This is a genomic window from Shewanella waksmanii, from assembly GCF_043643685.1.
Lineage (GTDB): Bacteria > Pseudomonadota > Gammaproteobacteria > Enterobacterales > Shewanellaceae > Shewanella > Shewanella waksmanii_A.
Genome location: NZ_JBHZSN010000012.1, coordinates 143,551 through 165,496 on the forward strand (window position 1 = coordinate 143,551; position 21,946 = coordinate 165,496).

Here is a 21,946-nt window from a genome sequence, read left to right on the forward strand (position 1 = left end):
ACTGGGGCAATCTTAGTCGTTAATTATACCATAATGCAGCGGGTGCAACACGGTGTCGCGTTGCAAAACGGTGTCGCGCTGCAAAAATCATAGATAGATAAGCAGGCATGGCTTATTGATAACGGGTTAACGTCATGGTCGGTTAGTGACTAGCGGTTTTAATGCATTTATTGAGGAAGGCATGGTGGGCAATGACAAGATTGAATTGGTAAAGCGTGAAGATGTTATTTTTTTCGCTGGATTGTTTGAGTCTGTCGATAAGGAATTACTCGCATTGTTACGGCGTGCACAAATCCCAAATGATTTGTTGCGAATAGAGCATGACTATCAATACTTGCCAGAGGTGACGATTAAAAATCTCATCTGCATCTTAGGTGAAAAAACCAGTTTGGCTGAGTTCTCTATTTTGATAACCAGTGCTTGTAAGCAACTGTATATTCCGCGCTTTATTAGTAAGCTATCCCAGCAACACTCGTTAAAAGCCGCCCTTGAGGAATTTGCTGCTTTATTGATTTCACATTCTACTGGCGCCAAGGTATCGGTTCAGTTTGCTGGTGGCAAGTGGTGGCTTGTTCGAGAAAAACAAGGCCAGGGGCAAGATTGGTTTCATTATGCAGAACTGTTTTCTGTGGTGTTTTTGTCGCAATTACTCGTCGCGCTAACTGCAGGGAAGTGGCAGCCTAGAGAGATAGGTGTACAAGCAAGCTCTGTGGATGAATTTAATCAATTGCCAGGCTTACAACACGCTCAGTTTTATGCCCAGCGGCCGGTTACAGCCTTGCTTATTCCCGATGAGCTTATGCAGGCCTCAATCAATTTACCTGTGCCTTTTGAACGTTTATTGCGCATTGATGAACCGCAGCAAACAACGATGCAAGTACAAAGTTGTTTTGTAGACTCATTAAAGCTTGCGCTTAAACCTTATACCTCTAGTGGTAAGTTACCTATAAGTATTGCAGCGCAGATCCTCAATATTCAAATCAGAACTTTGCAGCGTCGATTGGCGAAAGAGGGCACGGTTTATAGTGACCTCATTGAAGCCATGGTACTTGAGCATAGCCTTGAACTGCTGCATTGCCGCTCTATTCAAATCACTACTATTGCAACCAAAATGGGTTATTCGGATGCCGCCCATTTTACGCGTTCGTTTAAGCGTCAGATGGGGATGACTCCTAGTCAATACCGCCGTAGCTTGTGTTCATAATTTATACCAGCTTTGATGTTGGTTGTCGTCAAATGGCTATTTTTGCACCTTGAACCATGGGAATATTCCTTCTAAGTTAATAGGGGTTAACAAAAAGTTGTTAAGCTATACTGGTGAAGTACCTGTTTTATAAAGCTTATTAGCCCCATGGAATATGTAGCTAGGCGTTTGTCGTCAAGCATGGAATTAAAAGGTGCAATCATGAAAAACTGTTCGATAAAACTCAGCGCTGTGGCGTTATCTTGTGCAATGGCCTTCTCAGCTCAAGCTGGCTCGATCTTATTTACCAATGTTAATGTCTTTGATGGTAAAGACGATGAGTTAATGAAAGACCATCATGTATTAGTCGTTGACAATAAAATCGCTAAGGTCTCAAAAGAAGCGATTAACGCTGATGGTGCAACAGTGATTGATGGCAAAGGTATGACCCTGATGCCTGGTTTGATTGAAGGTCACGGTCATCTACAAATGAACGGTTCATCTTTACCTGACATTGAAAATAATCGTAATTGGGAAGAGTTAGCTGTACGTTCGGCTGCGCGTGCTAAATCGGCATTAATGTCAGGGTTTACCACTTGGCGTGATGCAGGAGGCATGGGAGCGGGCCTTAAGAAAACTATTGATAGCGGCGAGTTGATTGGGCCGCGTATTTACCCCTCTGGTGCATTCATTGGCCCGACAGGATCCCACGCTGATTTTCGCAACTTTACCACACCCAATGAGACACTCTATCCTCGCGGCTCAGCCGGTGGACGTTTAGGCATAAGTTGTACCGCTGATAGTATTGGCGATATTAAAGCTTGTGCACGCCAAAACTACATGCAAGGGGCAACCCAGATTAAGTTGATGTCCAGTGGCGGCGTCGCATCCTCATTTGATCCGTGGCAGCTTAATGCCTACTCCCTTGAGGAGATACAAGCCGCTGTAGAGGTAGCTGATGCCTATGGCTCATATGCTATGTCCCATGCCTACAGTAAAGTATCGCTACTGCGTAATTTAGAAGGCGGAGTAAAAACCTTAGAGCATGCCTTTATGTTTGATAAAGATGTGTATAAGGCGATGAAGAAAAACGATGCTTACATGACCACCAATATGACAGCGTTTTCGCCGTATTTAGGTGAAATTGAGGCCATTAATTCTAATCCAGCATCAGCAAGAAAAGCCAAAACAGCGCAAGCGGCTTTTGCTAATTACATTGAAAACGTCAATAAATACCAGCCTAAATTGGGTTTTCAAGTTGATTGCGTAGGTGGAGTCGCTGCCTGTGAGCAGCAAAGCGACCATTCTATCTACCTCAGTGGTAAGTTTTTTGGTGCCCACTATACCTTGATTTCGATGACATCGGTAAATGGAGAGATTGTTAAACTGACCGGTGACGTACTGGACCCCTATTTTGAAGCCAAACTTGGTGTTGTTGAAGAAGGTGCCTATGCCGATCTATTGCTGGTAGATGGTAATCCACTTGAAGATTTAACTGTGATTGGGGCTAATGAGAAATGGTTTGATGCGCCTAAACGTGACGGTATTGAAACCATGAAAATCATTATGAAAGATGGCGTGATTTACAAAAATACCCTTTAAGTGAACTTGTTTATAGCCCAAAGGCAATCTGGCTAGATTGCCTTTTTATTAGGTGGATTATGAAACGATTAGTGTGGATGTTGAGTTTATTTTCAGCGTTAAGCTATGCTGAGCCAGAGACAATAGAGTGGCAGGCTTTGGCACCTCAAGTAACTCAAGAGCAGGTTGAGTTACCTGAAGTTAACGAACAGCAAAAGCGCATGCTTGCTCATGTTATTTTATTGTCTTCAAAGCAGGAGGAAGCTGCGAAAATCAAGCGTGAGCAGATAGCTGCGGAGTTGGCCACACAAGGGATTGACGTTGAGCAAGCATTGCTAGCCAGAGAGCAATATATGCAACTGGAGCAGCGAAAAGCTGAGGCGCTTAATCACCAAGTTGATGGCACTAAGGTGCGTTTATCAGGTTTTGTGGTACCGACCAAATTTAGTGGCGTAAAAGCGACCGAGTTTCTACTTATGCCCTATGCCGGCGCATGTATTCATATGCCGCCACCACCGGCGAACCAAGTAATTAAGTTAAGCTACCCAGAAGGCTTTGAGGTGCAAAATGTGCAATATCCTGTCTGGGTTGAAGGTGTCATAGAGCCTCAACTTGCCACCGAAAATGTCCAGCTGGTGGACGGAAAAGTGCCAGTGACGATGGGGTATGCACTGAAAGCACAACAGATTGAGCATTATTACGCTGATGACAGTGAGCGAGCGGCTGCACCTGTTGCTCATTCGCACCAGCATTAAGGAGTCACGGATGAAGTTTAGCGAGGGTTGTAAGTCATGGGCGTTAGTTGTAGCGATGGCAATGTGTAGTGGTCAGGCCGTTGCAGAGATAAATTTTGGTAGTCCAGATACAGTCGATAATACCATTAAAGACAATACCCGAGAAAAGCAAAGTTGGCGGGAGGCTTTGGCCAGTGAACATCACCTCACGCTTGGGCTTGATTACCAAGCACTGGGGTTGTCAGCCTCCTCAGCGACAGACGGGGGTGATGACAGCGCCGCAGCAGGTGTAATGCGCTTTTATGGAGCGTGGAATTTAGTGGGGTTGGATGATGGCAATACTGGCGGACTGGTTTGGAAAATAGAGCATCGACATAAATATACCGATGTTGATCCCAAATCCTTTAGCTTTATTGAGCCGGGACTTGGGTATATCGGCATGATAGGTCCTGCCTATAGCGATCAAGGTAGCCGCTTAACAAACCTATACTGGAAACAGAAATTCAATGGCGGTAAAACGTCAATGATGGTGGGTTATCTAGATACAACCGATTATGTCGATACTTACGCATTGGCAAGTCCTTGGACTGGGTTTACCAATTTAGCATTCAGCACTGGCGCAGGGGCGATTGGTCTGCCTGACGATGGCATCCTCGGATTGGCTGTTGGCCATATGCTGTCAGATAATTTTTATACGGTACTTGGTGTTGCCGATGGTAAAGGCCGCTCTGATAAGCCAGCCGATGGTTTTGAAACCTTATTTAATGACCACAAACTGTTTACCACATTTGAGTTGGGCTGGACCGCATCCCAAGAGCAGATTTATACCGATAATGTCCATGTCACGTTTTGGCATTTAGATGGTGGAACCCAACATAATCTAACGGGCACTGAAAGTGGGCGTGGGGTGAATTTTTCAGCCAGCTATTTTGTTACTCAGCAATTGATGCCATTTGTTCGCGGCGGTATTTCTGAAGGTGATGTGGCACTGTATGAGAAATCATTGACGCTAGGTGTGGGTTATTTTGGCTTGTTAGCCGCTAAAAACAGTTTAGGTTTTGCGATCAATTTCAGTGAAGTGAATGATAACTTGGCGCAGGCGTATGGTGTGACAGATAAAAACCAATTTACCTCTGAGCTGTATTACAACATGCACCTGGGTGAGTTTATTCAGTTAACGCCAAATATTCAATATATCGATAACCCAGCCATTTCAACCGAAAAAGACACTTGGGTGCTAGGCTTGAGAATGCGGTTTGTACTGTAGTTTACTCTGTAACTCATACTGTCATTTGGGCCGATTGTGTTATGAATAAAAAAGCCCCTTAACGGGGCTTTTTTAATGAATTTGTACACGTTTTATTTGGCATTTGGATTGTGGGGATTACGGGTATTTTGCCCATCAACCAAATTTCGCATTAACACGGCTTTATCAACGTCAACATCTTGTGGTACAGGTAAATACACAAAATGCCCTGAGCCCAACCCTGCTTCAACAGATTCACCTTTACGGTTCATCAGCTGCTCGATGGTCAAATTGATGTTGCCTTGGGGCGTCATTAGTTCAACACTGTCACCCACTGAGAATTTGTTTTTCACATCGATTTCAGCCATGCCAGCATCATTACGTTTACCGGTAAACTCACCAACAAACTGTTGTGTGTCACTAATGGAGTAGCCATAGTCGTAGTTTTGATATTCATCATGGACGTGACGACGTAAGAAGCCTTCGGTATAGCCACGGTGTGCAAGTCCTTCAAGCTGGTACATGAGTGCTGGATTAAACTCGCGTCCAGCCGCAGCATCTTCAATGGCTTGGCGGTACAGTTGTGCTGTACGAGCAACATAGTAGAAAGATTTAGTTCTACCTTCGATTTTCAGCGAGTCTACGCCCATTTTGGTTAAGCGCTCAACATGCTGAATGGCACGTAAATCTTTAGAGTTCATGATGTAGGTGCCGTGTTCATCTTCAAACGCAGGCATATATTCACCGGGACGCCCAGCTTCTTGCAGCAAAACGATATCGCTAGATGGCTCACCTGCACCCAATGTTGGGGTTTCAATTTGAACATCAGGATTGACCGCAATCACGTCACCAGTGTCGGTTTCTTTGGCTTCATGTACATCGTACTTCCATCGGCAAGCATTTGTGCAGGTACCTTGGTTTGGATCGCGTTTGTTGATATAGCCTGATAATAAGCAGCGACCAGAATAAGCCATACACAAAGCACCATGGACAAAGACTTCAAGTTCAATATCTGGGCAACGTTGACGGATTTCCTCGATTTCATCCAATGATAATTCCCGTGAAAGGATCACGCGCTTAATACCCTGTGACTCCCAAAATTTCACTGAAGCCCAGTTGATGGCATTGGCCTGAACTGATAGGTGGACGTCCTGATCGGGGAAAGCTTCACGAACCATCATGATTAGGCCTGGATCTGACATGATCAGCGCATCAGGCTGCATGTTAACAACAGGCTCCATGTCTTTGATGTAGGTTTTCAACTTGGCGTTATGTGGAGCGATGTTACTTACCACATATAGCTTTTTACCTAAGCTATGTGCTTCTTTAATCCCTGTGGCAAGATTTTCCATCTTAAAGTCGTTATTACGGACTCGTAGACTGTATCTTGGTTGGCCTGCATAGACTGCATCTGCGCCGTAGGCAAAGGCATAGCGCATATTTTTAAGGGTGCCAGCAGGCGAAAGCAGCTCAGGTTTAAACATAACATCTCTCAATTAACGAAAACGAGGTTAACTCGGGGGCGGGCATTTTACTCAATGCAGAGGCTGTTATGCAAATCTGATGATGTTTATTTAATCGATTTGACGGCTGCATGCTAGAGGCTGCTGAACTTGTAAGCAGTATCAAACAATCACAGGGCCGTACGCCACGGCTCAAGTGGTAAATAAAATGGCCTATTTTTTTCAAATGGCTACCGAGTCTTTATTATTTTAGCTAAAATTACACAGCGTATTAACGAATGTGTCGCTATATCTTAATAATTAATGTTGCGTGAGCGGGTTGTGACCCAATTTGGCTGCCCCAAAGGAGTACAAATGTCGACAGAGCATCAGCTGTTGGTAGGCTTGTTGAAAAAGCTAAAGGCAGATGCCTTAGTGTTGCCGACCTTACCGGAAGTGGCAATGCGAGTTCAAGAGGTGGTTTCAAGGCCTGATTCAAGCCCCAAACAAGTTGCTGAAGTAATTGGTCAAGACGCGGCGATTTCTGCGCGAATGATCAAAGTCGCAAACAGTGCGATGTACTCTAGAGGAATAAAAGCTGAAAACATCAATAGTGCCGTGACCCGAATAGGTTTAACTCAGATTAAATCGATTGCGACATCGGTTGCGATGGAGCAATTATTTATTTCAACCAATGAAATGGTGTGGGAAGTCATGGATGAAGTATGGGGCGCATCGATAGATGCCACCTCCGCTGCCTGTGCTATGTTAACCAAGTACAATAAAACTCATCCTGGTAACGGCATTAATTATGATACGTTGACCTTAGCCTGCCTGGTACATAATATCGGTGCTTTGCCAGTGTTGACTGAAGCCGAAGCACACCCTGATGCGTTTACTTGCATTGAACAGTTACGCGCATTAGTGCGAAAAATGCAAGGGCCTATCGGTCGGGCCGTGCTAAAAACTTGGGAATTTTCCCCTGAAGTAATGGAAGTGGTTGAGCGTTGGGCTGATTTAACTTACCTTCCTGATAATGTTGGTTATTTAGATTTTGTTCGCGCTGCTGCATTTTATACCGGTGAGCTCAGAGCCGGCCATGATTTACATGAGCGTTTAGATGTGTTCGTGCAAAGGGGATTACCGGTCACACCTGAGTACCTAGGCTCGGATGAGTTTCTAGATAACTATCATTCAATAAAATTAAGTTACGAGTAATAGTAAAAAACACGGTTTGGAGTGCTATATCAAAATTATGGATAAAACCGATTGTTAGCCAATATTGATTGGTTAGTGGTGATCCTTATTGCTGTCGTTATCGCTAGTATCATGTTTAGATACTGGCATAGACAGACTCAAAAACGATATCTAGCCGATATAGTTAATAAATTATCCAAAGATGGGCAGCTAAGTCATGACGACTTAGATAAAGCGCCCCAAGCACTTCAACCGCTATTACAACAGCTGGCCCGTCCTTCCAGCACAGATGCTCCTACGCCTTTGACCCATGATAAGTTAACCGGTTTGCTAAACCGTGTTGGCTTAAAGCAAAACTTAACGCCGTTGATGCCGATAACCCATGGCTGCATTATCTTGCTCGATATATACCGCTTTCGCTACGTCAACGATCTATTCGGGTTTCATTTTGGTGATAAATTACTTATCGCCTTGAGTGAGCGTTTGCGACAGATGTCCCAGTCTGCCAAATTAATCGCGCGGATGAACCAAGATGAGTTTTTACTGTTTGATGTGAGCCCGTGGAGTGAAGAGCAGCTAGCCAAGTTACAACAGCAATTGCAGACTCCTATCATTATTGAGCAAACACCTATTAGTTTGCATTGTCAGATAGGCTATTTAGATTTGAGCCTACACCATGGTGATGTTAGCCAAATGCTAAGAAGGGCCGACTTAGCCGTGAATCGTGCTAAAGAGAGTCGCAATCGTATTGCGCAATATCAGTATGGTGAGGATGCTGCGCAGCACCGACAATTAAATATTATCAATCGCCTACCGAAAGCTTTGGCGCAAAATGAGCTGTATTTAGTCTACCAGCCGAAAGTCAATCTCAGTGATAATAGCGTTACCCATGTCGAGGCGCTTATTCGATGGCAAAGTGATGCGCTTGGCAAGGTTGCGCCCAGTGAATTTATTCCACTACTTGAGTGTGCTGGCATGATAGAGCTAGTGACCATGTGGGTATTAGAAACTGTGGTGACTCAGCAGGCCTATTGGCGTCAAAATGGCATGAACCTTCAGGTCGCGATTAATTTGTCGATTGATGATATCGACAATCGCAGCTTACGAGATAGTTTGTTTGCGTTACTCGACGACAATAAATTGCCAGCGGATGTGATTGCTTTAGAGGTGACCGAAAGCCAAATCATGCATGATATGCCCAGCGCGGTTAGCGCGCTTGAGTGTTTTCGCCAAGCAGGGCTGAATATTGCGGTTGATGATTTTGGTACCGGGCATTCATCAATTGCTTATTTAAAGCATCTCCCCATTGACGAGGTGAAAATTGATAAGGCATTTCTTGACGGCTTAATCGACGAGCCGCAAGCCTTACACGTATTGCAAAGTGCCGTAAACTTAGCCAAAGGTCTAGGGCTAGGGGTTGTGGTTGAAGGGGTGGAAACTGCGGAGCAGTTTGAGGTGATAAGTGCTTTAGCCATTGATAAAGTGCAAGGGGACTTTTTTGCAAGTCCCATGACAGCTGCGGAGCTAGAAATGAACTGGAAGGCGTTGAACCCACCTTCCAATTAATATTTCGATTAACTTTGCTGCTTTTGCTCGCTCGCTGCTTGAGACAGTTGGGTGATAAGCGATGTGGTCATTGGTGCTAATTGGCGCTGTTTATTCATACACACCATTTCGATGGTTGCGGTTACCGCAGGTTTTTTTGCACCGGGTCGCCAAATCTCTTGCTTCCATACGGTGCGGTACTTACTTTCAAAGTAAAACTGAGTACGTACATCAATAATTTCAGCAAACTCGACACCGTCGTGGCACAACATATCTGAGCGATAAACCGCAAACCCGAGCCCTTGTTCATCCCACAGGCTAGCAAGGGTCTGCGCGCCGATGACATGTTCTCTAGCTCGCTCAAAATATTTTAAGAAATTAGGATGATAGACCACACCTGAGAAGTCGGTGTCTTCATAATAAATCTGCACTGGGAAATGGAAAGTTTCACTAAATTTGATGCTAGAGTCGCTCATTTATTTTTAATCACGGTCCAAAAGCCGCTAGTTTACCATAGCTAGGTTGTTGCTGGCTGTATTGATGCAGCAGGTCATGCCTGTTGCTAAACCAAGCAGCTCAAACGGTAAACATTACTTTTTCATTGCCATGATTTGTTGATAACGGCCATCGGCTTTTAAAGCAAGCAGCCCCGCATCTAGGGTGTCAGCAAGTAGCTGTGCGTCGGGATTTTGTTTTGAAAATGCCAAATAAACCACCCCGGTATGGTTATGAAATTGCGGGCTAATCTCACGAGTGACATTCATTTTGCTGAGGTATTGGTCTGCGACTTGGTTATACATGATTGCCGCATCGATTCGGTTTAGCAGCAGTAAATTAATCAACTGGTTGTGGTTGGAGACGCGAAGCAGTTGTAGATGAGTTAACTCAACCAGTTCGTCGCCATATTCATATCCCTCAATGATGCCTACACGAGTGCCTTGGGGCAGCTGGTATTTATCGTCGACATTTAATGGGTGGTTATTATTTTGGTAAAACGAGGCGCTTGCGGTGAAAAGTGGTTGTTGGCCAAAGATAAATAGGTGTTCGGTACTTTGCTCTTTCACCAGATTAAACACACCATCTACTTGACCCTGCTGAGCCATTTTTACCCCGCGAGCATAGGGCACAATAATACTGTTAACTTGCACCTGCATACGAGAAAATGCATCGTTTATTAGTTGGTGAGATAAGCCAGTGCCACTGTGATCGGCAAATGGCGCCCAATTATCTTCGGCGGCTAATTTTACCGATTTGGGGCCCTCTAGAAGCGGGTTTGCATAACAAACCTCTGCGCAACTTAAGGTAAAAACTAAAGCATAAAAAAATTGGCGGATTGGCATAATAGTCCTTTTATCCAAATCATCCCTGTCGGCCTTATGTTATCGGGTTTTGGTTTCAATTCAAGTTTCGCTTTATTCAGTCGGGCTTATTGAGCGCAGCGGTATCCGTTCCAGGCGTTGGTAGACTCATCGTGAGCGCCGTTACTGATAAAAAGGCGACGAAATTTAGGATATTCTGTAGTTGGTCGCTACTAATGTAGGATTATTAACGTGTTTTTGTTTAAATTGTATGCATTTTGGCGTATTTATCATGCTTCATCTGCTACACTCAAAAACTGATCATCATTAACTTAATATATTGATAGCCAAAATATTAATATGAACCAAGATGTGATTTTTACGCTAATCCAGAATGCGGCGTTGTTGTTAGCGATGGTGTTTGTTTATGACGCCATTCCACGCAAGCAGCGAAGTGCCCATTTTCACTTATGGCGGGTTGTTGTGGGAGTTGTGATAGGGGTGATTACTATCACCACAATGATGACGCCATGGGAATATCAGCCTGGTATCTTTTTTGATACCCGCTCAGTGATTATCGTTATTTGCGGTTTATATTTTGGTGGCTTGCCAACGCTCATTACCGTTTTGATGGCGGCAGCGTATCGATTTATTGAAGGTGGTCCTGCTGTCTGGGCTGGACTTACCGTGATTGTAATGTCTGGCATTATTGGCGTGCTATGGCGTTACAATCGCAAGAATCACATTGCAGATCTTTCATTCAAAGAGTTGTATTTACTGGGCTTCTTTCTGCATTTGGTCATGCTGGCGTCGATGTTTATTCTTCCTGATGAGCTGGCTTTTAATGTGCTGTTTCAAATTAGTTTGCCGGTTTTATTGGTGCTGCCCTTCGTTACCGCGCTATTGGGGACTTTACTCTCAAGGCGTCTTGAGGTTGAGCGAGATGTGCGGATTCAACTCCAAGATGATTTCATTTTTCGTTCGCAATTTAATATTGGCAATATGGGTATTGCTATCACCTCCGTTGATCAGCACTGGATTAAAGTTAACCCACGCTTATGCAAGATGCTGGGGTACACCGAAGAAGAGCTGCTTAAGCTGACTTGGTCTGAAATGACCTATTTTGAAGATTTAGAAGCGGACTTACTGCAGTTCGAACGAATGCTTGCCGGTGAAATCGACGAATATGAGATGGATAAGCGTTTTGTCGCCAAAAACGGCGAAATAATTTACACCCACCTCACCGTCGCTTGCCGCCGGATGAATGAGCAAGTGGAGCTGGTGATCGCTGGATTTGTCGATATTAGTGAGAATAAGCGCGCCGAGAAAAAAATGCGTGATAGCCAAGAGCAGTTGGCCTTGGTGCTCAGCAGCAGTAACTTGGGGATGTGGGACTGGAATATAAAACAGAACCAGATTAAGCGAAACGAGCGTTGTGCTGAGCTACTTGAATGTCCTGTGGAACAGCTAAATAACAATGAGCGATTATGGCTCGATGCAATCCATCCCAAGGACAGGGTAGAGGTGCTTGAGTCGATTGATGCTCACTTGCGAGGTGATACTCGTCAGCACAGTATTGAATATCGACTTAACACATTAACTGGTGGGCAAAAGTGGATCCAAGACACTGGTAGAATAGTCAGTCGCGATAGTGATGGCCAGCCGCTGCGTATGTGCGGTATTCATACTGATATTACCGAGCGTAAGCAGGTAGAAGAGTCCTTGAACTTAGCAGCGTCCGTGTATAACAGCTCAAGTGAAGCGATGAGTGTTCAAGACAGTAAAGGGCGTATCATTACCACCAATGCCGCGTTTACTCGGTTAACGGGATATGAAGAAGCCGATGTGGTTGATAGACATATACGGATTTTACAGGGCGATAAAACCGTCAAATCCCAATATGACAAAGTGAATATCTCTATTCTCGAAAGTGGCCGCTGGCAGGGTGAGTTGTGGTTAAAAGCGAAATCTGGCAATGAGTTTTTAGTGTGGTTAACCATCAATACCGTTTATAACAATTTAGGTGAGCCCTATCGCCGCGTGGCCTTGTTTTCTGATATTACCGAGAAAAAGCAAGCGGAGCACATTATATGGCGTCAAGCTAATTATGACCCCCTCACTGGATTGCCTAATCGGCGTATGCTACTTGAGTATCTAGGAACCGAAATTCTTAAAACCACCCGCAGCGACAGCCACTTTGCTTTGTTGTTTCTTGATTTAGATTTTTTCAAAGAAGTTAACGACACCTTAGGTCATGATATGGGTGACCAGCTGCTGCAAGAAACCGCAAAACGTCTAAAGGGCTGTATTCGAGAATCGGATGTTGTTGCTCGCCTTGGTGGTGATGAATTCACAGTGGTGCTGTCTGGCTTAGCAGAGTCTAAAGATGTTGAACGAGTTGCTGAAAGTATCTTGCGCCGGGTGGCAGAGCCCTACACCTTGGGCAGTGAAACCGCCTATATCAGTGCCAGTATTGGTATCACCTTGTATCCAGATGATGCCACTACCATTGAAGGTTTACTTAAGCACGCTGATCAAGCCATGTATGCAGCAAAGGCGCAAGGGCGCAATCGATTCCACTACTTTACCCCATCAATGCAAGAGCAGGCTAAGTATCGCATGGGGCTCATTAAAGATTTACGTAATGCGTTAGCCAATGGCGAGTTTGAAATTTATTACCAACCGATTGTCGATTTGAGCTATGAACAAGTCTACAAGGCGGAAGCTCTGCTAAGGTGGCATCACCCTAAGCGGGGGACGGTATCACCGGCTGAGTTTATTCCTTTGGCTGAGGAGACCGGTTTGATCAATGACATTGGTAATTGGGTATTTGAACAGACGGCAGCGCAAAGTGCGCACTGGCGAGAAAAATATCAGTTGGCGGTTCAAATCAGTATTAACAAGTCACCCATTCAATTTCGTGATGAAGGAGACCAGTTTGACCATTGGCTCGCGCGATTAAAAGAGTTAAAGCTATCTAGCAATGGAATTTGTGTAGAGATCACCGAAGGCCTGTTGCTTGATGCCTCTATGGGGGTATCAGAGAAGTTATTGGCATACCGAGATGCGGGTATTCAAGTGTCACTGGATGATTTCGGTACTGGTTACTCTTCATTGGCGTATTTGAAAAAGTTTGATATTGACTATTTAAAGATCGATCAATCTTTTACGCAAAACCTTGAAACGGATAGTGATGATGCAACCTTATGTGAAGCTATCATAGTGATGGCTCATAAGCTGGGCATGAAAGTCATTGCAGAAGGGGTTGAAACTGAGTTTCAAAAAAAGTTACTGCTTGAAGCTGGGTGTGATTTCGGCCAGGGCTATTATTTTTCACGGCCGCTGCCTTTGTCTGCTTTCGAAGAGAAATACTTAAAGCCTTTTCTCCCTAAGGCATAACCAATGTGGCGATTTTTTGTTAGAATGCGCGCCTTGTTTATTCCAAGGCTGCGCCCATGACATTCAATTCTCTGCCATTATTTCCACAAATTATTGAAGCGATTGAGCTTTGTGGCTATCACAGGCTAACACCTGTGCAGGAGCAAGTGCTGCCTTTGGCATTAGCACGTCATGATTTGATTGCCTGTGCGCAAACGGGCACAGGCAAAACGGCAGCCTATGCTATCCCGCTGTTACAGCACCTGATGAACAATCGTACACCAGAGCATCATGTTAACCATACGCTGAGTGCTTTGGTGATAACGCCAACTCGTGAGCTTGCAATACAGGTTGCTGACAATATCACCCAATATAGTCAGGTGACGGAGCTTAAAACCTTAGCCGTTTATGGTGGGGCGAATATCAATCCACAGCGAAAAGCACTGGGTGCAGGCGTGGATGTTTTAGTGGCAACCCCCGGGCGTTTATTCGATTTGCTCGGCCAAGGCGCTGTAGATTTAAGCTGCATCGATACCTTTATTATTGATGAAGCCGATCGCATGTTGGACTTAGGCTTTGTTAAAGATATTGAGCGAATTAAAAAACTACTTAATGGGCAGCATTGTTGTCAGCTGTTTTCGGCAACATATAGCCCGGCGGTTGAGCAACTTGCTCAGCAAATGTTGAATCAGCCTAAACGAGTCAATATTAAAGCAAGCCAACAGCCAAGTACTATTGAGCAGTGGATATACCCGGTAGATAAGCGCCGCAAGGCTGAGTTACTTGCCGAATTAGTTGGCCGTAATAATTGGCGCCAAGTGCTGGTGTTTGTCAGCACCAAAGAGAGCGCAGAGTTATTGTTGAAAGAGTTGCGTTTAGATGGGTTGAAAGGGGCTGTGTTCCATGGCGATAAAACCCAAGGTGCCCGCAACCGCGCTTTGGAGCTGTTTAAATCCGGAGAGCTGAGGGTGCTGGTTGCAACTGACGTTGCGGCCCGCGGTTTGGATATTGAAGCGTTACCGCTGGTGATTAATATTGAACTACCTTTTGCGGCTGAGGACTATGTGCACCGGATTGGCCGCACTGGCCGCGCTGGGTTACCAGGCAAAGCGATTTCATTGGTGAGCCGAAATGATGAAGCCATGATGACTGAAATTGAAGCATTGATCGGTGAGCGAATTCGTCGTCAGGTGCAGCCTGGCTATGAAGAAGGTGCGCCATTGCCTGAGCGGTATCGACAATTAGCGGTAGAGCCTAAACCGAAACGTGCTTATAAGGATAATAAGCGCGGCAACGCAAAACGCCCATCTACCAAACGTTCCTCTACTAAGCATCCATCAGCCAAAAATGGTGGTACTTCGCAACGGACGACTAAACGTCGTTGATGGGGAGAAGTGCCATGATAATTCAAGCCATTGCAACTAATGTGATCACTGGTTTTCTTGGGGTAGGTAAAACCAGTTTTATCAAGCAATTACTCGCAAGCAAACCAGCGAATGAACGTTGGGCAGTGCTCGTTAATGAATTTGGTGAAATTGGCATTGATGGCAAGCTATTAGCTAGCAATGATGGTGAAGTGCATATTAAGGAAGTACCTGGTGGGTGTTTGTGCTGCGCCGCTGGCGTGCCGTTTCAAGTTGCGATCACCGAACTCATTCGCCGCAGTAAACCCGACAGATTATTAATTGAGCCAACCGGGTTAGGTCACCCTAAAGCGATGATTAAACTATTGCAACAAAGCCATTTAGCATCGACTATCAAGGTTGAGCAGACAGTGTGTTTAGTTGATGCCACCAAAGTGACCGATAACCGTTACACTGAGCATGAGATTTTTCAGCAACAAGTGGATATCGCTGACATAGTACTGGCCGCCAAATCAGATACTTATCAAGCAGACGAGTTGCAGCAGCTAGCCAAGTTACTTGCGCGTTGGCAATTAACGCCAAGCGTGGTGCCTTTTAGTCATAAAGACTTATCTTCAGAGGCATTTGAGCAGCAATATGCAAAGCTTGTTAATGGCAAAAGCCAACGGGCACAATCGCTGCTTGGTGGTGCTCAATCGGTGGCAGAAAAACTGCTGAGCCCAAGCTCAATATTTGCTGAGCGATCCCCAAAGCTACTTGAATTTGATGCAAACGGCTATTTTCACTGTAGCAATCAACATGATGGCTTTACCACAGCTAGCTGGGCATTTGATGTCAGTTATGAGTTTGATTTTGATGCGATTGTGCAATGGGTAAAATCCTTAGACGTGTTAAGGTTAAAAGCGGTATTAATTACCAATGAAGGCATCGCCGCACTCAATTACGTTGACGGGCAGTTATCGATGCAGGAGTTAGATGATGTGATGGATTCACGATTAGAAATTATTACCGAGGCCATGCCAGATTGGTCGCAACTTGATAAGCAGCTACTTGCGACAACACAGCGACTTGGTTAACGAAACCATCAATAAAAAAGGCGCTTATTGCGCCTTTTTTGATCAAAATAATTTACTGCCCCAGCCGAGTTTATTTCTCAGTACATGGAAGTAGTTATAGCCTTTGGGGTGAATGAGTCGTAAACGTTCATGGCTGCGCTTAATAATAATCTCATCGCCCGGCAATACAGGTAAGGTGACGTGGCCATCACAGCTCACCTCTAAATTGTCGCCATTTTCAGGAGAAACCACCAGTTTAATCACACTGTTGGCGTCGACCACAATAGGTCGACACGACAAGGTGTGAGGAAACATGGGGACTAAAATCAATGCTTCTAAGTTAGGCGTTAAAATGGCACCACCGGCCGAGAGAGAGTAAGCGGTTGATCCGGTTGGCGTTGATACAATCATGCCATCGGCACGTTGGCTATACATAAATTTGTCGTCAATATAGACTTCAAATTCAATCATGTGGGCAATTTTGCCCGGGTGAAGTACCGCTTCGTTGACCGCTGTATTACTGGATTTTAAGGCGCCATGGCGATACACCTCGGCTTCCAATAGAAAGCGAAACTCAGTTTCATAATCACCATCTAATACTTTACCTAAGGATTCTTCGAAGGTATCTGGGGGTAAATCCGTTAAAAAGCCTAAGTTGCCGCGGTTAACACCAATCACTGCGATATCAAATCGTGCTAACACCCGGGCAGCACCAAGCATATTGCCATCACCACCGACTACAATGGCAAGGTCGCAGCGTTCGCCAAGTTCCATCAAGTCAACTGACAAGGCTTGGGGGCCAATCTCAGCGGCGACTCGCTCTTCGACCAACAAATCATAACCTTGCATTGTTAACCAATGGTGTAGGCGTTTTAGGGTTTTGTGTGTCCCTTGATGATTTGGTTTACCAATTAAGCCTATTGTGTGAAAAGCTTTGCTCATATTTATGCTTGATCCGTACCTTAGGGCTTGAAACCTCGAATTTGATCCCCATAATATGCCCAGAGCCTGCAGAAACAAAGCATTTTTAGTTGGAGTGAGAATGAGCAACGAGCCAAACAAAGCACAAGAACCGCAAATCGATGAGGCAGTTGAAGCCGAAGTCACCACTGAAGCCGGTGGTGAAGAAGCGAGTTTAATGGATGAGCTGACTCAAGCTAATTTTCGAGTTGAAGAATTAGAGCAAGCGTTAGCAGCTGCAGAAGCCAAAGTTGACGAGCAAAAAGATTCAGTTGTTCGTGCTGCAGCCGAGGTTGACAATATCCGTCGTCGCGCGGCGATTGACGTAGAAAAAGCCCACAAGTTTGCATTAGAAAAGTTTGCCAATGAGCTACTACCCGTTATTGATAACATGGAGCGTGCATTGGCCGGGACTGACGCAGAGGCGGAAGAAACTAAAGCCATTTATGAAGGGGTTGAATTGACACTGAAGAGCTTTACCAGTGCGGTAGAGAAGTTTGGTTTGTCGCAAGTTAATCCGCAAGGTGAAGCCTTTAACCCAGATCATCATCAAGCCATTGGTATGCAGCCTAGTGCTGAGCACCCTGCAAATACTGTGATGATGGTTATGCAAAAAGGTTATTTGTTGAATGACCGTTTATTACGTCCAGCTATGGTGATGGTGTCTCAAGGTGGTGGTTCAGTCGATACCCAAGCTTAATGAGTTTAGTTTATAGCGAATAATAAAAAAGCCTCACATTGTGAGGCTTTTTTGTATCGATTTTTTAGTATCGAGCAACGAGCTATTTGGCTAGGTAAGCATTGATTTGTGCTAGTATGCCTGGGCCATCTAGCTGCAATTCTGCCAAAATTGCTTTTGAATCACCGTGTTTAATAAACTCATCAGGCAAACCAATATTCAATACTGGCATCGGTGTTTTCAATTGCTGTAGTGTTTCTAATACCGCAGAGCCGGCTCCACCCATAATGGCATTTTCTTCTACGGTCACCAGCACATCATGATCTGCAGCTAACTTAGCAATCAAGTCCGTATCTATGGGTTTTACAAAGCGCATATCCGCTAAGGTTGCGTCCAATTGCTCAGCAGCATAACTGGCGCTGGCTAAGGTTGTACCAAAGTTTAGAATAGCGATTTTGTTGCCGTCACGCTTGATCAGTCCTTTACCAATAGGCAGGGCTGTCATGGTTTCCACTTGCTCAGCGCCTGTCGCACTGCCACGGGGATAACGAACCGCACTTGGACCATCATTGTAGCAGTAGCCGGTATACAACATCTGGCGGCATTCATTTTCATCTGATGGCGCCATAATGACCATATTCGGCACTGTACGCATAAAGCTTAAGTCAAACGCACCTTGGTGGGTTGGGCCATCGGCACCAACAATACCGCCGCGATCGATTGCAAAAAGCACCGGGAGTTTTTGTAATGCGACATCGTGGATTAACTGATCATAGCCACGTTGTAAGAAGGTTGAATATATCGCGACTACCGGCTTGTAGCCTTCACAAGCAAAGCCAGCGCCTAAGGTTACCGCGTGTTGCTCAGCGATAGCGGCATCAAAATATTGCTTAGGAAAACGTTGCGAGAACTCCACCATGCCCGAACCTTCACGCATGGCTGGGGTGATACCTAATACTTTCTCATCTTTGGCAGCTATATCGCATAACCAACGGCCAAATACTTGTGAGAAGGTGGGGTTAGCAGGCTTAGAAGCCGGCTTTTCAAACGTAGATGGGTCAAATTTAGGCACTGCATGCCAGCCAATAGGATCTTTTTCTGCTGGCTCATAACCTCGGCCTTTCTTGGTCATGATGTGTAAAATTTGTGGACCCGATAAGTTACGCATATTGCGCATGGTTTCTACAAGACCATCTACATCGTGGCCATCGATAGGGCCAATGTAATTAAATCCGAGTTCTTCAAATAGTGTGCCTGGCACCACCATGCCTTTTAAGTGCTCTTCGGTGCGCTTAGCCATCTCTTTGATGGCTGGCATTCCTTTTAACACCTTTTTGCTGTTTTCTCTGATGGTGGTGTATAAGCGGCCAGACATTAATTGGGCTAAATGGTTATTGAGCGCGCCGACGTTTTCTGAAATCGACATCTCATTGTCATTAAGCACCACTAACATATCATTGTGCAGATCACCCGCATGGTTCATGGCCTCAAATACCATACCACCGGTCATAGCACCGTCACCGATAACAGCAACGACCTTACGTCCTGCCTGCTCTTTTTCGGCAGCAACCGCCATCGCTAATGCTGCACTGATAGAGGTGCCTGAATGACCAACACTGAAAGTGTCATATTCGCTCTCTTCCCGCCAAGGAAACGGATGAATCCCGCCTTTTTGGCGAATGGTGTGCATTTTATCGCGACGACCGGTAAGGATCTTATGGGGGTAGGCTTGGTGGCCAACATCCCAAATAAGGCGGTCAAATGGCGTGTTATAGACGTAATGAAGCGCTACAGTCAATTCGACTGTGCCTAATCCTGATGCAAAGTGGCCACTGGAAATACCGACAGATTTAAGCAAATAACTGCGTAACTCATCGGCCAGTTGTGGCAACGCCGCTTGAGGTAGCTGGCGTAACTCTTCAGGCTTGTTTGCCTGTGCAAGCACAGGGTATTGAGAAATATCCAAACTCATATCGAGATTCTTTGTCTCTAAATTATACTCTTCGCGTAATGATATAACGGGCGAAGTCGGCAATTAACTGACTATTGTATGGCAAATTCGTCAGCGCTGATAGGGCTTGTTCAATCAAAGCTTTGGCTTTGTCTTGAGCCCCTGATAATCCTAGTAATTTCGGGTAAGTACTTTTATTGGCCTCGCAGTCCGAACCTTGAGGCTTACCTAGCTCCTCGGTACTTGCAGTGATGTCGAGTACATCGTCTTGCACTTGAAATGCAAGTCCCACAGATTCTGCATAGGTCAATAAATGTTGCTTAGTATTGTCATCGGCGTCAGCTGCTATGAGGGCTAACTCTACCGCGCAGCGGATTAACGCACCGGTTTTAAGTTGATGTAACTTAACTAAGGTTTCATAGTCAATTTGTTGATTGGTGGCATTTAAGTCCATTGATTGACCACCACACATACCATTATAACCCGACGCTTTCGCCAGTGCGTTGATCATGGCGATTTGCTGTTGTGGGTTTAAGGTATTACTTGGATCGGAAATAATTTCAAATGCTAATGTTTGCAGGGCATCACCGGCGAGAATGGCAGTAGCTTCGTCATAGGCAATATGCACTGTCGGTTGACCGCGGCGTAGATTGTCATCATCCATAGCGGGTAAGTCATCATGGATAAGCGAATAAGCATGAATACATTCAATGGCTGCAGCGGCACTATCAAGTTTTTGTGGGGCAACAGACAATAAATCGCCAATGGCATAAACCAAAAACGGGCGGATACGTTTGCCGCCGAGTAAAGCGCCGTGTTTCATCGCGGCTTTGAGTTTCGGCTCAATATCTTCCAGCGCGTCGATATAGGACTCGAGTTGATTATCAACACGAGCACGGTATTGATTGATGGCTTCAGTTAACACTTACTTACCTTCATTGTCGTAGGGCGACAGTTGAGTCTGTTCACCGTCTTGGGTGAGGATGGCGACCTTTTGTTGGGCTTGCTCTAGTTTTCCTTGGGAGTGGCGCACTAACTTGATACCTCGTTCGAATTGTTTGAGCGCATCGTCGAGTGACACATCACCTTGTTCTAGAGCGACGACAATGTTTTCAAGTTCATTGAGGGATTCTTCAAACGTTAGATTTTCAGGTTTCTTTGCCACGATGTGTTTTCCTTGGATTGAGCGAAAGACAAGGTATATCAGCTAGGCATAGGGGTCAAATCGCCATGCTGTATATTTGGTCGAAAGCACGCTTTACGCAGTTTTTTTTATAAAAATTTGTAATTGTAGCTAAACTTGCGAGTAAGCTGTCCGATAATTGATATAGGATGTTATCCTAAACCTAGGATAATTATATTCTAAAAGCGAAATCTAGCATTGACTTTTATTTGCTAATTTAGCCGTAATTAACAGTGTTCGCACAAAAAACGAACGATTGTGTTGAGCTGTTAAAAAGAACTCATGTTTTTAGGCGTTGTGTTGTGAGTGACATGGCCCGCTTATTTGCTTACTGATCGAAATTGCATATTTCGGAATCAGTCAAAGACTCAAGGAGTAGTTGTGGATTTAGCAACCCTTATCGGCCTTATTGGCGCATTTGGTTTCATCATTATGGCAATGGTCAGTAGTGGTGGAATTGCCATCTTTATTGATGTGCCGTCGGTGTTAATCGTTATGATTGGTTCTTTGTTCGTTGTCATGATGAAATACAACCTCAAGCAGTTTTTAGGTGCAGTAAAAATTGCTGCCAAAGCATTCATGTTTAAAATTGATAAACCTGATGAGCTAATTGAGCAGTCGGTCACCATGGCCGATGCCGCCCGTAAGGGGGGCTTTCTAGCCTTAGAAGAAGCTGAAATTACCAATAGTTTTATGCAAAAAGCGGTCGACATGTTGGTGGATGGTCATGACGGTGATGTGGTGCGTGATGCGTTGGAGAAAGATATCGCGTTAACCGAGCAGCGTCATAAAATGGGCGTAGGTATTTTTAAGGCTTTGGGTGATGTCGCACCAGCTATGGGGATGATTGGTACCTTGATTGGTCTGGTTGCGATGTTGTCGAACATGGATGATCCTAAATCCATTGGTCCAGCAATGGCGGTTGCGCTATTGACCACCCTATATGGCGCAATCATCGCCAACATGATTGCACTGCCGATTGCCGATAAGCTAGAGCTGCGGGTCAACGAGGAGTTGTTAAACCGCAATTTGATTATGGATGCGGTCCTCGCTATTCAAGATGGACAAAACCCACGCGTTATTGAAGGATTTTTGAAGAACTACCTGTCAGAAAAACAACGACAAATAGACACAACGGACGGGGAATAGC

General features: G+C 45.0%; 18 protein-coding genes. 11 read left to right on the plus strand and 7 right to left on the minus strand.

Features of this window, described 5'->3' with window-relative positions; translation table 11 throughout:
* Positions 1-145: 145 nt before the first annotated feature.
* The 4 genes from ACHUFW_RS17530 to ACHUFW_RS17545 all read left to right on the plus strand — a co-directional run bounded on the left by ACHUFW_RS17530 (position 146) and on the right by ACHUFW_RS17545 (position 4,765).
* Positions 146-1,204, plus strand: a complete 1,059-nt coding sequence (locus ACHUFW_RS17530; RefSeq protein WP_394204821.1) for a helix-turn-helix transcriptional regulator — start codon at positions 146-148, stop codon at positions 1,202-1,204.
* Between the two features lie 201 nt (positions 1,205-1,405).
* Positions 1,406-2,785: a metal-dependent hydrolase family protein gene (locus ACHUFW_RS17535; protein ID WP_394204823.1), complete on the plus strand. Its 1,380-nt coding sequence runs from the start codon at positions 1,406-1,408 to the stop codon at positions 2,783-2,785.
* 59 nt (positions 2,786-2,844) lie between these two features.
* Positions 2,845-3,519: a DUF3299 domain-containing protein gene (locus ACHUFW_RS17540; protein ID WP_394204824.1), complete on the plus strand. Its 675-nt coding sequence runs from the start codon at positions 2,845-2,847 to the stop codon at positions 3,517-3,519.
* A 10-nt stretch (positions 3,520-3,529) separates the two neighbouring features.
* Complete coding sequence (locus ACHUFW_RS17545; RefSeq protein ID WP_394204825.1) at positions 3,530-4,765, plus strand: carbohydrate porin; 1,236 nt, start codon at positions 3,530-3,532, stop codon at positions 4,763-4,765.
* 92 nt (positions 4,766-4,857) lie between these two features.
* On the opposite strand, the gene trhP is transcribed toward ACHUFW_RS17545, so the two are convergent.
* Complete coding sequence (trhP, locus tag ACHUFW_RS17550) at positions 4,858-6,228, minus strand: prephenate-dependent tRNA uridine(34) hydroxylase TrhP (protein ID WP_394204827.1); 1,371 nt, start codon at positions 6,226-6,228, stop codon at positions 4,858-4,860.
* Positions 6,229-6,561: 333 nt separating this feature from the next.
* Between trhP and ACHUFW_RS17555 the strand changes: the two genes are divergently transcribed.
* Positions 6,562-7,404, plus strand: a complete 843-nt coding sequence (locus ACHUFW_RS17555; protein WP_394204829.1) for an HDOD domain-containing protein — start codon at positions 6,562-6,564, stop codon at positions 7,402-7,404.
* A 51-nt stretch (positions 7,405-7,455) separates the two neighbouring features.
* Positions 7,456-8,949 carry a putative bifunctional diguanylate cyclase/phosphodiesterase gene (locus ACHUFW_RS17560; RefSeq protein ID WP_394204831.1) on the plus strand — a complete coding sequence of 498 codons (1,494 nt, stop codon included), beginning with the start codon at positions 7,456-7,458 and terminating at the stop codon, positions 8,947-8,949.
* Between the two features lie 8 nt (positions 8,950-8,957).
* Here ACHUFW_RS17560 and ACHUFW_RS17565 read toward each other — a convergent pair whose 3' ends face one another.
* Positions 8,958-9,404, minus strand: coding sequence for a thioesterase family protein (locus tag ACHUFW_RS17565; RefSeq protein ID WP_394204833.1), 447 nt, complete (start codon positions 9,402-9,404; stop codon positions 8,958-8,960).
* A gap of 114 nt (positions 9,405-9,518) precedes the next feature.
* The gene (locus ACHUFW_RS17570; RefSeq protein ID WP_394204834.1) at positions 9,519-10,268 is read right to left on the minus strand and encodes a substrate-binding periplasmic protein; all 750 of its coding nucleotides are present in this window, start codon (positions 10,266-10,268) and stop codon (positions 9,519-9,521) included.
* Between the two features lie 318 nt (positions 10,269-10,586).
* On the opposite strand from ACHUFW_RS17570, the gene ACHUFW_RS17575 reads away from it, so the two are divergent.
* The 3 genes from ACHUFW_RS17575 to ACHUFW_RS17585 are packed head-to-tail and all read left to right on the plus strand — an operon-like array spanning position 10,587 to position 16,044.
* Complete coding sequence (locus ACHUFW_RS17575; protein ID WP_394204836.1) at positions 10,587-13,625, plus strand: EAL domain-containing protein; 3,039 nt, start codon at positions 10,587-10,589, stop codon at positions 13,623-13,625.
* A 56-nt stretch (positions 13,626-13,681) separates the two neighbouring features.
* Entirely contained in the window at positions 13,682-14,989 is a 1,308-nt protein-coding gene (locus ACHUFW_RS17580) for a DEAD/DEAH box helicase (protein ID WP_394204837.1), read from the plus strand.
* A 14-nt stretch (positions 14,990-15,003) separates the two neighbouring features.
* A complete protein-coding gene (locus ACHUFW_RS17585) occupies positions 15,004-16,044 on the plus strand; it encodes a CobW family GTP-binding protein (protein ID WP_394204839.1) in 1,041 nt (346 codons plus the stop codon).
* Positions 16,045-16,086: 42 nt separating this feature from the next.
* On the opposite strand, the gene nadK is transcribed toward ACHUFW_RS17585, so the two are convergent.
* Positions 16,087-16,965 carry an NAD(+) kinase gene (nadK, locus tag ACHUFW_RS17590; protein ID WP_394204840.1) on the minus strand — a complete coding sequence of 293 codons (879 nt, stop codon included), beginning with the start codon at positions 16,963-16,965 and terminating at the stop codon, positions 16,087-16,089.
* 100 nt (positions 16,966-17,065) lie between these two features.
* Between nadK and grpE the strand changes: the two genes are divergently transcribed.
* Positions 17,066-17,683 carry a nucleotide exchange factor GrpE gene (gene grpE, locus ACHUFW_RS17595; protein WP_394204842.1) on the plus strand — a complete coding sequence of 206 codons (618 nt, stop codon included), beginning with the start codon at positions 17,066-17,068 and terminating at the stop codon, positions 17,681-17,683.
* Positions 17,684-17,765: 82 nt separating this feature from the next.
* On the opposite strand, the gene dxs is transcribed toward grpE, so the two are convergent.
* From dxs to xseB, 3 genes are read right to left on the minus strand one after another with little or no spacing between them, the layout of a single operon-like run.
* Positions 17,766-19,634, minus strand: coding sequence for a 1-deoxy-D-xylulose-5-phosphate synthase (dxs, locus tag ACHUFW_RS17600; RefSeq protein WP_394204844.1), 1,869 nt, complete (start codon positions 19,632-19,634; stop codon positions 17,766-17,768).
* Positions 19,635-19,656: 22 nt separating this feature from the next.
* Positions 19,657-20,538 carry a (2E,6E)-farnesyl diphosphate synthase gene (gene ispA, locus ACHUFW_RS17605; RefSeq protein ID WP_394204846.1) on the minus strand — a complete coding sequence of 294 codons (882 nt, stop codon included), beginning with the start codon at positions 20,536-20,538 and terminating at the stop codon, positions 19,657-19,659.
* On the minus strand, positions 20,539-20,778 hold the full coding sequence (xseB, locus tag ACHUFW_RS17610) for an exodeoxyribonuclease VII small subunit (RefSeq protein ID WP_394204848.1): 240 nt from the start codon (positions 20,776-20,778) through the stop codon (positions 20,539-20,541). It abuts the gene before it with no gap.
* Positions 20,779-21,177: 399 nt separating this feature from the next.
* Here xseB and pomA point away from each other — a divergent pair, with 399 nt between their 5' ends.
* Positions 21,178-21,945, plus strand: coding sequence for a flagellar motor protein PomA (gene pomA / locus ACHUFW_RS17615; protein WP_394204849.1), 768 nt, complete (start codon positions 21,178-21,180; stop codon positions 21,943-21,945).
* Position 21,946: the final 1 nt, after the last annotated feature.